The sequence below is a fragment of the Verrucomicrobium sp. BvORR034 genome (assembly GCF_000739635.1).
In the GTDB taxonomy this organism is placed as follows: Bacteria; Verrucomicrobiota; Verrucomicrobiia; order Verrucomicrobiales; family Verrucomicrobiaceae; genus Verrucomicrobium.
Window position 1 is genome coordinate 70,018 of the sequence record NZ_BATQ01000082.1, and the last position, 14,179, is coordinate 84,196.

9 protein-coding genes and 1 tRNA gene are annotated in these 14,179 nt (G+C 58.9%); 4 read left to right on the forward strand and 6 right to left on the reverse strand.

Annotated features, from left to right (window positions below; all coding sequences use genetic code 11):
• Nucleotides 1-66: 66 nt before the first annotated feature.
• The 5 genes from BV034_RS14380 to BV034_RS14400 all read right to left on the reverse strand — a co-directional run bounded on the left by BV034_RS14380 (nt 67) and on the right by BV034_RS14400 (nt 5,215).
• Nucleotides 67-1,599, reverse strand: a complete 1,533-nt coding sequence (locus BV034_RS14380; RefSeq protein WP_050027696.1) for a hypothetical protein — start codon at nt 1,597-1,599, stop codon at nt 67-69.
• A gap of 102 nt (nt 1,600-1,701) precedes the next feature.
• On the reverse strand, nt 1,702-2,316 hold the full coding sequence (locus tag BV034_RS14385; protein WP_265593003.1) for a hypothetical protein: 615 nt from the start codon (nt 2,314-2,316) through the stop codon (nt 1,702-1,704).
• Between the two features lie 5 nt (nt 2,317-2,321).
• A complete protein-coding gene (locus tag BV034_RS36030; protein WP_265593004.1) occupies nt 2,322-2,951 on the reverse strand; it encodes a hypothetical protein in 630 nt (209 codons plus the stop codon).
• Between the two features lie 280 nt (nt 2,952-3,231).
• Nucleotides 3,232-5,022 carry a site-specific integrase gene (locus BV034_RS14395; protein ID WP_265593005.1) on the reverse strand — a complete coding sequence of 597 codons (1,791 nt, stop codon included), beginning with the start codon at nt 5,020-5,022 and terminating at the stop codon, nt 3,232-3,234.
• Between the two features lie 102 nt (nt 5,023-5,124).
• Nucleotides 5,125-5,215: transfer RNA gene (locus BV034_RS14400), tRNA-Ser, on the reverse strand.
• Between the two features lie 1,355 nt (nt 5,216-6,570).
• Here BV034_RS14400 and BV034_RS14405 point away from each other — a divergent pair.
• The 3 genes from BV034_RS14405 (at nt 6,571) to BV034_RS36035 (ending at nt 12,170) form a co-directional block, all read left to right on the forward strand.
• Nucleotides 6,571-7,656: a ribonucleotide-diphosphate reductase subunit beta gene (locus tag BV034_RS14405; protein ID WP_050027700.1), complete on the forward strand. Its 1,086-nt coding sequence runs from the start codon at nt 6,571-6,573 to the stop codon at nt 7,654-7,656.
• 255 nt (nt 7,657-7,911) lie between these two features.
• Entirely contained in the window at nt 7,912-11,241 is a 3,330-nt protein-coding gene (locus BV034_RS14410; RefSeq protein ID WP_050027701.1) for a ribonucleoside-diphosphate reductase subunit alpha, read from the forward strand.
• A gap of 761 nt (nt 11,242-12,002) precedes the next feature.
• Nucleotides 12,003-12,170, forward strand: a complete 168-nt coding sequence (locus BV034_RS36035) for a hypothetical protein (protein WP_265593006.1) — start codon at nt 12,003-12,005, stop codon at nt 12,168-12,170.
• Nucleotides 12,171-12,519: 349 nt separating this feature from the next.
• Here BV034_RS36035 and BV034_RS14415 read toward each other — a convergent pair whose 3' ends face one another.
• On the reverse strand, nt 12,520-13,323 hold the full coding sequence (locus BV034_RS14415; protein WP_050027702.1) for a fumarylacetoacetate hydrolase family protein: 804 nt from the start codon (nt 13,321-13,323) through the stop codon (nt 12,520-12,522).
• 260 nt (nt 13,324-13,583) lie between these two features.
• On the opposite strand from BV034_RS14415, the gene BV034_RS34760 reads away from it, so the two are divergent.
• Entirely contained in the window at nt 13,584-14,129 is a 546-nt protein-coding gene (locus BV034_RS34760; protein ID WP_050027703.1) for a L,D-transpeptidase, read from the forward strand.
• Nucleotides 14,130-14,179: the final 50 nt, after the last annotated feature.

A 14,179-nucleotide genomic window follows, 5' to 3' on the forward strand; every position in this document is an offset into this window, starting at 1 on the left:
AGCCGTTTCAATTGTCCCTGCCAACAAGGCAGTTCATTTTTGAACACGTGTGCGAATCCATTTTCTTCACTCCCGGAGACGAACAGGCATTTTGCCGCCCTTAAGAACCCGATACGCTCCCCAGTTTATGCCGAAAACGCTCAAGACAGGGTCTCCTGTGGCGGCTGCAAGGGTGTCAGCGGTCGCAACATAAGCTTCCGTGAGCGTGTAAAACTGTCGTGAGCGTTCAAACTCAAGCACTCCTGCCTTTCGGAGGGACTCCAAAGCTTTCGCGAAGGGGCCTTGTTTAAGACTCCCCCGAAATCCGCGCTGATAGCAGAGGAAAAACAGCAGTGTCTGAATCTGTGAGAGCCGTTTTGCCTCACTTCCGAAGCCAGCAGGCACTGCCGCTGCCACTTTTGCCAGTAGTTCCACCACGGAACATGCCTTCACATGAGGATTCCTCCCCTTCTTCAACTCTTTCATGAACTGGTTCATGTGGGAAGATGCCCGCAGGCGTAGCAACTTGATAAGGTCCGGCAGCTGGTCCCAGGACTGGCAGTCCACAATGGGCAAAAATGGGCTTTTCGCGTTTTCCTCGTCCCAAGGGTCAATCAGAGACTCCGCCTCTTTAAGGATTTTAGACAGGCTTCGTCTCAGTCCAGTCTGAACCACTTCAAATCGTATGCGCTGGTTGGTCTTCGCATATAGTTTCAAGCTCATTCCTTCTGCTAGCGGGACAATGAAGCAGGGGGAATTCAGCACTCTATTGGCCTCTTTGAAGATCAGCCTCTTAATCTTCGTCACGGCCCCGGCCCGTTTGAGATGCATGAGCTTCGCTCCGATTTGAAGGACATCACCGATAGGATTATCAGAAGGAAATTCCCAGAGGTGTTCAATCCTCGAAACCGCGAAAGGCTTGCCGATGCGCTCCATAGAAACCGCGTTGGTTTCGCCGTCGCTTTCATAGTCACACGCCCTCTGCAAATCTTCATCTACCCGCTTGGCAATGAGGTTCAGGTAGTTTGTGACTCGAACGTGTTTTTCAAATTGCCGCCAGTCCGGAGTAGAAGGGAGCCAGTTGTCTTCTCCATCGAATGCGAACTCTTCTTCGTAAGCGGAGCGGTCTTCTTTCGAAGCTTGGAGCCTATACTTGAAGGGGTAAGCAGGAACATCCTTCCGGGCTTGATGACGTGCAAACCGCTGCATGTTCAGAGCCAGCGTAAGCTTGGCCTTGTGGACTGTTTTCCCCGTAACGGGATGCGGATTTTTGTCTTTGTAAAACAGGCAATGGCCTCCACAAAGCGGGGCTTCGTGTCGGCGGTTATTCTCGGGGTGAGGCAATGCCTGCTGTCGAATTCCAAGCTTGCTTCGGTCTTTGCCTTTCATGCCCGGACATGTGAAGAACCAGCCGTATTGAGCGGGAAGGCCATTGGCAGGCCATGCCAAGTCTTCGCTTCCTTTGGGAGGGCCGCTCATTCGGCGTTTGAATCCATGAACGGTTTCAAAGTCGGCGCTGAGGCCATGCACCTCCCACCCTCTGATTTCCAAATCAATCTTGTCCTCCCGAGCGTCTTCGGGGTGGAACGTGGTTTCGAGAGAGAAGGGCGAGGAATTCAAAGCAGAGACAGGGGCAGAGATAAAACATGCCTGTTTTATGATCGTCGTCGAAGACGACTCCTGTCTATAGTGTCAGCTTTGAACACATGTGCAAATCGGCGACTAGGGCCGATCTGATTCGGGTGGGTAGTCCGGGATTTTGGGGCGATTCCCAGCCCCAAGGAACTCCTCCTCGATCACATAAGGCGGAGGAAGTGCCATCTTCTTTCCGCTGTGCGCGAAGTGAACGGTTCCGCCCTCGTCAATCCTGTAACGGTAGGTGCTGAACCGCGTGCGTACCCCGGAGAAGTAGGACGAAATCATGTAGCGCCGTGGTCTCTCGTTCATTTGCTTCTCTTTGGCGGACATGTCCTTCTCTGGGGCTTCATCCGCCGCTGATTTTGGTAGCGGCGTTTCCTGTATCTCGAAAGGTTGGGTCATCACGTATTCGCGATGATCGTAGGCGTCCATGAAGCGCACTGCCCCGGAAGGCAGGCGCTCAAATTCAAACGCGCTACGCTTCATGTCGGCAAAGCGTGCGCGGAAGAAGAAGACAGGCGTTCCTGCTTTCAGGGGATGAAACCGCTTGGGGAATGGGGCAGTGAGGGGAGCGCGTGCTTTTTCACCAGATTGGCTTTCGGCAGTCGAGCGGCCACAGCCCGTCAAGCCAATAGCCAGGGCAAGCGCCAGAGTCGCCGCAATGACGCCGCCGACAGGGAACAACCGTTCGCGTTGCATGGTTCTCATTGTGCCGCTTCAACGGTTAGCGTTAGCCCCATGCGTTCCATCATCACCACTGTGATTCGGTTCTTCCCTCGGATGATGCTGGTTTCGCCGTTGTCCTTCCCTGCAAACTGCTTTGCTACTCCGGCGAACCAGTCTGACCGTTCTTCCCCCGTCCAGGTGGAATCAGCGTTCCCAAGGAAGGCCAGCGTAAAGCCCGCGTGGAGAGTTGCCGTTGAATCCTTGCTCGGCATTCCCATAATCAAACAGGCTTTGTAAAGATCGTCCTTCTCGCCAATCAACTCAAGGATGGCGGTTCCGGAGTTGGACTCCCCCATGTAACGCGTTCTCCCGTCCACGTCGGAACTCTGTTTCATGTCGAACAGTTCGCCAATGCCATGCCCCATCATCTGAGAATAGCTGATTCCCGTTGTTGGACCCTCGGGAGACTCGCCGCCAGAGAAACAGCCTCTGAACAACAGCAAGGCAGCCAGAACAAGAAGGGCAAGGCAGCCGCAACCTTGAACGGTCTCTTTGGTCGTTGGCTGCTTCTGTTGAGGAGGACCGCCCAACGGTTCTCCTACAGTTTGATTGATTTGGGAATCAGGAAGGGCGGGCGGTTGTGGGGCGGAGTGCGGTTGGTTGTCCATGTGTTCAAACGGCTTAAAAAACTTCAACCACCACGCCCGGAAGAATCCGAGCGGGTGGCCGGTGAGTTGATAAGTCGCGTGAACACGACCGCGACGGCCTTTAAGCCGAGGCTCTGGACATACGCCGTCGCCTCCCGGCCATTTGCATGGTGGGAAGCGACGTGTTTGCGGCACACGTCCGCCGGTTCACGCGAGGTTATCAAGCCCCGGCCAGCATCTCTGCCAGCTCTTAAAGCCTACAAACATCATTGAGAGAGTGCAACTTTCAAAAGCCGCTTTCTCACCCCTCCCGGAGTCGAGGGCGAAGAGCTGGCTCACTGCTTTCACTCGGGTAGAGGTGCGACAAATCCAAGTCGGGATACTCCACCTTGGCGATGTCCTCCGCCAGCGTGCGGAGGTAATTTGGCCCTCTTCCGTAGTGGTTCATTTGGCGGCTTGTCGGGGCTTCACCGTTTTCCCAGCCTGCCAGACGTGCCACTGTTTCAGCGGGCAGTCGTGCGGCTCGTGTGGCATCCCTGAACTGGTGCCTGAAACTGTGCATGGTGGCCTTGCAGCCCTCTCCGAGAACGTCACGCACGAAGCGGACAAACCACTTGGAGAAAGCATCCGAGAAATAGCCCTTGTGGCCGGGGGTGAGTTCATGGAACAAGCGGGGGGAGGTTTTGTCGCGGCGACGGCCTTCGACAAACTCCAAGAACCCAAGGCGCTTGAGTTCAGGATGCAACGGCACCTCGCGCCTGCTCTGCTTCGTTTTCAGCTTCTTCTCGGATGTGCTGCCATCTTCGCGTTCTTCACGAATAGCAATGTAGCTGATGCCCTCCCAGGTCTTCACGTCCTCCGTGTAAATCTGGCAAGCCTCATTGCAGCGCATTCCGTGGAAGAGTGCGAGCAAGGGCACCCAATAGCGGCCTTGGCGTGATTCCTCGTCCTTCTGGCCCTTCCGGTGTAGGGGGGAACGAAACAGCCTGTTCAACTCGGCAATCGTGAACTGCTGGCGAGGTGATGAAGCCACGTTTTCGTCAAACGACTTGCGCAAGATGCGGCTCTTTGCCGGGTTGGTTTTCATCAAATGCTCTTCCACGGCCAAATTGAAAAGGGCGGTGATTTGAGTGTAGTGGTTTTTGAGCGTTTTGGGGCGCAACCGCTGCCTGTCTTCCGCCTTGTCCGCCGCTTCGACGGCTTGGGCCAAAGTCATTCCTTTGTAGCGTTTCGTGGCATTAGGCGGGATACGTCGCAGCAAGTCGAAAAGCTGGTGGATGTCCTCCGACTTGATGGAGGAAAGCTTCCTGTCTCCGCCGAAGTAGTCCCGGAGCAAGGAAGCGAGCGTTTGCGAAGCGTCTGCGGTCTTCTCGCAAAGCTTCATCTCGCGCACGGCCCGTTCACGTAGAGCCAAAAGGTCGTTGATGGTCGGCTCCTCTATAATTTCCACAATCGCCGGCGATTGTGGATGTATGCCCTTGAACATGGGGTTCCGCTCCTGAATCGGTTCCCCTTTGAGCGCATCTTGATGACGTGCAAGGTATTCAAGATGGGCCTCAAAGAAGAGGGGGCGGAGCGTCTTGAAGGCAGGACTGGAAACGGCGCACTCCACGCCCTCCGCTTGCAAAAACGACTGCAATTCAAACGTCCCGTCAAGGGGCTGCCCTCTGAACTCGGTTCCTCCAGCCAAGTCACGAGCATCCATCGCCAAACCGGAAAGAATCTCTTCCTGTTCATGCGGCTCCAAGAGCCGACCCTCTTCCCACATCCATGTTTTGAACTCGTGTTCAAGCGAAGCCAAATAGCGAATGGACATTTGAAACGCCTCCCGTTTCGAGATGACCGTTAGAGCCGTTTTCTTGGTCTTGGGTTCAGCCGGGGATACGGCTCGCAGCTTGCGCCTTTCGTTCTCGAAATAGCCCGTAGCTCGCGCACGCTCGAAGGCGATTGTGCGACAGGCTTCACGGTAGTCGGAAGTCTCCAAAGACTCTCGAATATGACTCTTCCCAAGCGCCTTTTGCAGTTCGTTGGGAACTCTAAAATTTGAATACCAGCGGTTGCCGCGAAGCAGCAAACCTTGAGGGCGGGGCATGTGATCTGAGGGCTCAAGTGTGACAGTGAAGGGTGACATGTCACCACTGTAACCGTTGATACTCAGTCACTTCCAAGCATTTAAGGGGCTCGAAAATGGGGGTGGCGGAAGGGGAGGGATTCGAACCCTCGGTAGCTTTTGGCTACGCACGATTTCGAGTCGTGTGCCTTAAACCGGGCTCAGCCACCCTTCCGTTTTTGGTCTTAATTTCCCGTGCCTTTTTGGGGTCGGGAGGAGAGGTTTATCATGAGGAGAGGGGGAGTGCAACTGAGAGTTTGAAGTTTGAAGTTTGAAGTTTTCAGGAGGGGAGTTGCTGCGCGGGGGCGGGAAGACGGAAGAGTTGAGCCGATGTGCGGGGGGCTGGAGGTAAATCGCACCAGGAGCAGTTGGTTAAAAGCCAATTGGGGGCTTTTGAGTTGTGGGGGGCGTGGGTTGGCTGAGTCGAGGACAAATGCCTTGGGGCGTAGGGCGACCGCTTTGGTTGCCGGGTGAGGGGTGGCGCGACTGAGCCGTCCCGCATGCGGGACGGTACTCCAACCCTGCCGATTGGCCGCTGGGGTGGTTTGATGGTCTGGGGTCGATGAAGCGTCACACGAGCGGGGTTGGTAAACCCCGCCTCCTTGACGTCAAAATTGTAGAAGAACCGTCTCGATTCTTGTTCTCCAGATCTCCCAGCGAGGGCAAGAGCCGGGGTGGCTCTTCTACCTTGCCTCCAGCAGTGCCAGCCGGGAAGCTTAAAGGAGGCGGCGGTTCCAGCCCCCGCGGGGGGACTGGACGATGGATTGTGGTGACTGCTTAGGAGGTCGGGGGCCGCTCGGCTGAGCCGCGTAAACGCGGTACTCCAACGCTGCCGGTGGGGGACTGGGGGGTGTTTGGTTGACAGGGGCCGATGCAGCGTCATATGCGCGCGGGGCTAGGAACCCCCGCCTCCTTTAGGCTTCCCGAACTTTGTGCTTTCGTGCCTTTGTGTGAGGTTTCTCAGGCGTTTCGTGACTGACGCCGACGACCAACCTGCGCTACTAATCGCGTGTTAAGTCTCCACTAAGATTTGATGCTCAACGGCAAAGTTTGGTTTGAAGGGGATAATTCCCCCTAGGGACCCCGAATTTGTGTCGATGGACCCGACTATCAGAGGGGTCCCGAGCTGGATCTGAGGATTTTCGGGCTGGCACCTGCTGCTTTTCGGGCGCAAAAAAAGCCTCGGAGCGGTGCAGGAACAATGCCGCCGCAGGGATCAAATTGCCGACCGCAAAAGCTTACTTTTCCATAATTTCGCTCACTCTGAGATGCTTGGAAAAGTTGGTACTTTGCAACCGGAAATCACAAATTTTCGATTGAAACGAACGGGGTTTTTACTTGAAAACTTTTTTAAGTACGCCGATCCGGCCAAATACTAGGGAAAGCGGGTTTTGCCCCGCCGGTAGTGGCCAAAACTCTGGACCGGCACAACATATTGTGTTCTACTTGTGCCCCACGACACGACACTCGACGCTCGGTTCTGGCTCAACTCCCTCTCCCTCAAGCAGATCTCTCCTTCCGTCTCCCAACATGGAAAAAACATTTCAAATTGGCAACCGCACCTTCGTCTTGGATCAGGACAAAGCTGAGGCGGCCTTTCATGCGAAGCGCGTCATCAATGGGCGTCAGACCATGACGTTTAATCTCCTGCCTCTTAAGTACCAGTGGGCCTATGACCTGTACCGGGTCATGAAGGCCAACCACTGGGAGCCGGAGGACATCCAGATGCAGAAGGACGTGGAGCAGTGGCGCTCTGTGGACCAGGTGGCCGAGGTGGAGCGCTGGATCATCATGATGGGCATCGGTTATTTCTCCGCGGCCGAAGGCATCGTGGGGGACAACATCCAGCATGTGGTGCGGGAACTGGTGACGGCACCGGAACTGAAGCTGGTGCTGGGCCGCCATGCGCATGAGGAGAACATCCACGCGGACTCCCTACTCTATATGATCTCCTCCCTGGGGATCAACCCGCACGAGTGCGAAGCGATGTTTGAGGACATCCCGACGATTGTGAAGAAGAACGCGTTCGTGACGCGCTCCTCCAACGCCCTGCGTCGCGACCTGGATCTGACGTTGATCGAAAACAAGCGTCTTCTGGCGAAGAACATCTTTGTCTTTGGCCAGTGCATGGAGGGGACCCAGTTCTACGGGCTCTTCGGCATGATCCTGAGCCTGTACCGCCAGGGCAAGTTCCCGGGGATCGGCACCATGTTCCGCTACACGCTGCGGGATGAGAGCAACCACATCAAGGTCTTCCGGAACCTGTTCATGGACCTCATTGATGAGAATCCAGAGATCTGGACGCCGGAGTTCCGTGAGGAGCTGGTCGAGCTGATGAAGGAGGCCGTGGCGCTGGAGAAGGAATTTATCCGCGATTGCCTCCCGGTGGCCGCTGTGGGCCTGACGGCCGGGGAGTTTGAGCTCTATATCGACTTCATTGCGGATCGCCGTCTGGCGAGCGTGGGTCTGCCGGCGCTCACCCCGGGCATCGTGAACCCGCTGCCCTGGCTGGCGGAGATGCAGGACATCCGCAAGGAGCAGAACTTCTTTGAAGGCACCGTGACGGATTACCAGAAGGCCTCATCGCTGCACACGGGTTCCGACGACGACCTCTAGGATTAAGACCAAGACTCCGCTCCGATTGATTTAGCCCGGCTCCCAAGCCCCTCCCACCATCCATCTGCTGCGCTGCGCCCGTCCCCCTCGGCGCGGCCCCCCGTACCACTATTAGAGGCGTGAACGAAAGATCGAGTCCGGCTTGCACGGCTCCCGACCCCCGCTAAACTTCGCGCCCCTTTTCCGCCCCCCCACAACGCATCTGACTCCCAAAAAAAGCCCGACCAGAGATTTACCCTCAACCTAAGGCTCATCATGATCTCCACTCACCATTTCCAGGAAGACCTAGAGTTGAAACGACTTGCTACGAAGTCGAAGAACGAGAAGCCCACCTTTGACTGGCGGACGGTGGCCCTCGGCGAGAACGCCAACGGCGCTGCCACCCTGAAGGTGCGGGTGAGGGGGGAGCACCGTGACTTTGACTTGGCGGAGATCGCCGAGACCATCGGCGGCGCTCTGACGGACCTGCTCCTCTCCCGCAACCAGGAGGAGAACGACATCTTCACCCCCGCGAACCAGAAGCGGGTGAAGGCCTTCAGCCTGCAGGTGGCGCAGGAACTGCATGAGCGCGCCAAGCGTAATGCAGAGAAGGTGGGTGATGAGCTCCTGTCCCTCACGGCGCAGGAGATCTACCTCGCGATCGAGCACGTGCTGGTGAAGCAGAACGCGCACGATGTGGCGCGCAGCGTCATCGCCCGCCGTCAGCGTCTCGAAAGCATGTCCGATACTGAAGCCAACGCCCCGGTGGGCCTGCTGGTGCCCACGAAGATCATCCGTCGCAACGGGCAGGTGGTTTCGTGGAACCCCAACAAGATCGAGCTGGCAGTGAGCAAGGCGTTTGTCTCCGTGGAGATGGGCACGACGCATGCCAAGGCGGTGGCCGAGGCGCTCACGCAGCAGATGATTGAGGAAGCCAAGCAGTTCATCCACATCGAGCAGGTGCAGGACCTGGTGGAAGAGCAGCTCATGCGGCAGGGCCACTTTAAGGCGGCCAAGGCCTACATGCTCTACCGCGCCCTGCGTGCGGACTCCCGGGAACGGGATGCCAAGTCGGCTGCCGACATCTCCGCCCCGGAGTTGCCGGTGGATGACGGCCAGCAGGAGATGATCATGGTGCGCATCTCGGACAAGGAAACCATCCTCTGGGATGGCCTGGATCTGCAGAGGCGCATCGACTTTGCCATGATGGGGCTGGACCTCTGCATCAGCCGTGCGGAGATCGAGATCTCCCTGCGTCGCTCCCTGGCGACGGACATCTCGCTGGATCACCTGAAGCAGACCATCATCCTGAACGCGAAGGCCCTCATGGCCCGGGATGCGGACTTTGCCCGGTTCTCCGCGCGCATTCTGCTGAGCTACATCTATGAAGAAGTGCTGGACTGGGACATCGTGCGCGATGGCATCGGTACCCTGCAGGCCTTCCACCGTCGGGCCTTCCGCCGCAATCTGCTGCGCGGGGTGGAGATCGACCGCATCAACGCCAAGCTGCTGGAGTTCGATCTGGACAAGCTGGCCGACGCGCTGGACCCCGCTGCGGACATGGATTTCGACTACCTCGGCATCCACACGCTGTATGACCGGTATCTGATCATCGACAAGAAGACGAAGCCCGCGAGGCGCCTGGAGACGCCGCAGCTCTTCTGGATGCGCGTGGCCATGGGCCTCTTCGTCCGCGATGCGGATCCCACGGAGAAGGTGATCGCTCTGTACCGCATGTACAAGAGCCGCCGCTTCTGCTCCAGCACGCCGACGCTCTTCAACAGCGGCACGCTGCACTCCCAGCTCTCGTCCTGCTATCTGTACAAGGTGGATGACAACATTGAGTCCATCATGATCCGCGGCATCGCGGAGAACGCCTTCCTCAGCAAGTGGGCGGGCGGTCTGGGCGGCTCCTGGACGGCCGTGCGTGGCACGGGCAGCTACATCAAGGGCACCAACGGCGAGAGCCAGGGCGTGATTCCCTTCCTGAAGCTGCACAATGACCAGCTCGTGGCCGTGAACCAGGGCGGGAAACGCCGCGGCTCCGGCTGCGCCTACCTGGAAACCTGGCACAACGACATCGTCGATTTCCTCGACCTGCGCAAGAACGTGGGCGACGAGCGCCGCCGCACGCATGACATGAACACGGCCAACTGGGTGCCGGATCTCTTCATGAAGCGCATGGAGGCCCGCGCTCACTGGACGCTCTTCCGCGCCAACGAAACGCCGGATCTTCATGAGCTCTATGGCCAGGCGTTTGAGAAGCGCTACCTGGAGTACGAGGCGATGGCGGCTGAAGGCAAGGTGCTGGGCAAGCAGATCCCGGCGATCGATCTCTGGAAGTCCATGCTCAAGGCGATCTTCGAGACCGGGCACCCCTGGATCACCTTCAAGGATCCGTGCAACGTGCGCAGCCCGCAGGACCATGCCGGCGTTATTCACAGCAGCAACCTCTGCACGGAGATCACGCTGAACACGAGCAAGGATGAGACGGCGGTCTGCAACCTGGGCTCCGTGATCCTGGAAAACCACCTCGACGAGGCGGGCAACATCGACCACACCAAGCTGCGCGAGACCGTGCGCATGGCCGTGCGGGCGCTGGACAACGTCATCGACATCAACTTCTACCCGACGGATGCGGCGAAGACGGCGAACACCCGCCATCGCCCGATCGGTCTGGGCGTGATGGGGCTGCAGTACTCGCTCTATCGCAAGGGGCTGCCCTTTGCCTCCAAGGAAGCGGTAGACTTCAACGATGAGGTCATGGAAGCCGTGGCCTACTACGCCTATGAGGCCAGCAGCGATCTCGCGGCGGAGCTGGGCAAGTACTCCACCTACCAGGGCAGCAAGTGGTCCCGCGGCCTGCTTCCGCAGGACACGGTGGACCTGCTCGAGAAAGAGCGCGGCGAGCCGGTGGAAGTGGTTCGAGGAGGCAAGATGGACTGGACCCCGGTGCGGGAGAAGATCGCGAAGCAGGGCATGCGCAACAGCAACGTGCTGGCGATCGCCCCCACGGCGACCATCTCCAACATCATGGGCAGCAGCCCGTGCATCGAGCCGCTCTTCACGAACAACTTCACGAAGAGCAACCTGGGCGGCAACTATGTAGTGCTGAACCCGTACCTGGTGAAGGATCTGAAGAAGCGCGACCTCTGGACCAATGAGGTGGCGGAGCGCCTGAAGTACTTCGACGGCGAACTGGCCGCCATGGATGAGATCCCCTCCGACCTGAAGCGCAAGTACGCCACGGCGTTCAGCGTGGACTGGGCCTATGTGCTGGATGCAGCCGCCCGCCGCCAGAAGTGGATTGACCAAAGCCAGTCGGTGAACCTCTGGTGTCCGGACACGGACATGCGGACGCTGAGCCACATGTATCGCGCCGCCTGGCGCAAGGGTCTGAAGACCACCTACTACCTCCGCACGAAGGGCGCGAGCTCCATCGAGGGCTCCACCACCCAGGTGCAGACGGACATCCGCGGCGTGGTCGCCCAGACCGCCGCCGCCGCTGCCGACAAGGCCAAGGTGGATGCGGATGAGTACAAGCAGTTCCTCGCCGAGGCACGCCGGAAGGCGCAGGCGGGTGAGGATTGCGAGATGTGCCAGTAGCCGCGAAGCGGCGAGACAGAAGACTTTAAGACGAAAGACGCAAGACTTGAGTCTGATACTGAGACGGGAGACGGAGATCGTCTCCCGTTTTTTTGGGTCTGCGGGGTGGGGGCGTTGGATGTTAGACGTGGCAGGGGGATGGGATTGGGTTCGAGGAAGGATTGAGTGTGAGCGAGGGCGATGGTCCAAGGAGCGGCGGTTTGTGCTTCAAGCACAACCGCCGGGGTGAACGTAGGGGGGTGTTGTTTGTCTTGTGGTGGGGTGTTGCTGCTGGCGATGCTGTAGGGCGAGCGCTCCGCTTGCTGCGCGGTGCCCTTGAGGAGGCCATCTCAAGGAAACGCTCGCGATAGGGCCTGGGGTGTCTGGAGGTGGCGGGATATCCTGTCGCTTCGCTTGAACGCGGGGCCGGAGAGCCCGCCTCCTTTACCGGCTGGCGGATGTTTTTAGGGTGGGGAATGTCTTTGCGGCAGGCGAAAGCAGCGTCGAGCCGCACGCACTCCAAGACACTGGCGTGCGGTTGGAGAGGCCGAGTGGGCGAGGATGATCAAGCTTGTTTGGCGCTCGGTTCTTCCCGCACGAACAAGGTCGCGAAGCGTCTTGGAGTGCGTGTGGCTCGACACCACTTTGGTGGCCCTTGTGATGGGCTCGAACCTGAGACGTTGTAACAGAGTGATGGCGGGGCAGCTCAAAGGAGGCGGGGGTTCCCAGCCCCGCTCAGGCGAGGGACCCCTGATGAGGCAATCCCGACAGGTCGGGATGCCATGCAACCCAAAGGGGCAGCGGGAGGGAGCGAGGAGAATGCGGAAGAGCCTGTGCACACGCAACGCCTGAAGCGGCAGGCGGTCACGGGGTTCAAGGGGGTAACGCGCCGACCCCTCCGCTCCTATAGCCGGTTGGCACAACCGGACTACGCCGCAGATGGCAGCTGAAAGTAGTGGTAGGCTTTAGCCTGCCTGCATGAGACGTGGGTGGCGCGATTAACGCACCGAAGTGACTGGACTACTTTGCTTCGCGGGAGCGGGCGTGCTGGCGTAGTCCGGCTTTGTCCCCAGGCGGTTTGGGGGAGCGGAGCGCAGAGGCAATGCTTGCCTAGTGATGTCTCGCCGCTCTTGACGCCCACTTGTAGGGCGAGCGCTCCGCTTGCCACGAGCTCAAGTCTGACGTCTGGCAGTCTAGTGTCTCTTGAACAAAAAGGCCAGAGACGTGCATCACGCCCCTGGCCTCAAGTCTTGCGTCTTTTGTCTTGAAGTCTTCCGTCTCCGGCTTTGCCGGGTTCGGCTACGCTTCCAACTTCACCGGATTCGTCAGCTTGCCGATCTTCTCGATCTCGATCGTGACTTCATCACCCTCAACCAGCCAGCGGGGAGGGGTGCGGGCCATGCCGACGCCGTGCGGGGTGCCGGTGAGGATGACGGTTCCGGGAAGCAACGTGGTGGAGCCGCTCAGGAACTCGATCAAGCTGGGCACGTCGAAGATCATGTCGTTCGTGTTCCAGTCCTGGAGGACTTCGCCGTTCACGATGGTCTTGATCTGCAGGGCGTTCGGATTCGGGATCTCATCGGCGGTGACGAGGGCGGGGCCGAGGGGGCAGAAGGTGTCGAAGGTCTTGCCGCGGCACCATTGGCTGCCGCCCCACTCTCTCTGCCAGTCGCGGGCGCTCACGTCATTGGCGCAGGTGTAGCCCAGCACGTAGCTGAGGGCGTCTTCCTTTTTGACGTTCTTGCAACGCTTGCCGATGACGATGGCGAGCTCGCACTCGTAGTCCACCTGGTGGCTGGCCAGGGTGGTGGGGATCTCGATCGGATCTCCGGGGTTCTGGAGGGCGGAGATGGATTTGTGGAACAGCACCGGCCACTGGGGGATGGGCGCGCCGCTTTCGGCAGCGTGGTGGCGGTAGTTCAGGCCGATGCACGCGATGGCGACGGGGGCCACAGGTGCCAGGAGCTTTTGCACCTCGGCCGGGGTGTTGGAGGCGCGGTGCTCACCGAAGACGTCGCCTTCCAGAAGGACGATGGAGCCATCGTCTTTGAGAACACCGTGGCGGATGAGGTCGAGGGGATCGAGGTAACGGACAATTTTCATGATGGGCTCGCGAGAATACGCCGCGATTTAGGGTTTCGTACGAACCAGCGCAAATGGAATCGATGATTGCCAGCCGCCGCCCTAGGGCAGAAGTGACAGAACCACGCAAACTGGTGATAAATCGGGGTAGCCCCTGGAGGTGGAGGTGCCGTTTTTTCGCGTTGGCAGTGGGAACGAAAAACGCTAGCGTTTCATCCATGGACTGCTGTGTTGGAGGAGTTTTGCGACGTTGGACTGGCCAGGTGTTGGGAGGGGTGGCCATGCTGCTGCTTGCTTCGTGTGCCTCCAAGCCCCCGCCGCCTCCCGTGGTGCAGACTCCGGCGAAGCCGGTGCTCTATGAATGGAACGGCGATGCCATCGAAGGCCCGGTCTCGGTGAAAATCGTGCTGGATGAGCAGAAGGCCTACATTTACAAAGGCACGGAGCAGGCGGGCTGGACCTACCTGGCCTCCGGCAAAGGCAGTCGCGCCAGCCCCGCGGGGAGCTACCGCATCACCGAGAAGATTCGAGACAAGTACTCCGGCACCTGGGGCGTGCTGAAGGACGCCGAGGGCAACGTGGTGGACGGCGATGCCAGATCGGGGCGGGAAGAAGTGCCTCCCGGCGGTCGATTTGCCGGAGCACCGATGCCCTACTGGATGCGGCTCACGGGCTACGGCATGGGCATGCACGCGGGGCATATTCCTCATCCCGGCCGACCGGCCTCGCACGGTTGCATCCGCCTGCCTCGGGAGATGGCGGAGATTCTGTATGAGGCGGTGAAGATCGGCACGCCCGTGACGATCACGGGGAGTACGCCGAGGTGAGGCCCGGCGAAGCAGGGAGACAGAAGACTGGAAGACAGAAGACGAAAGAG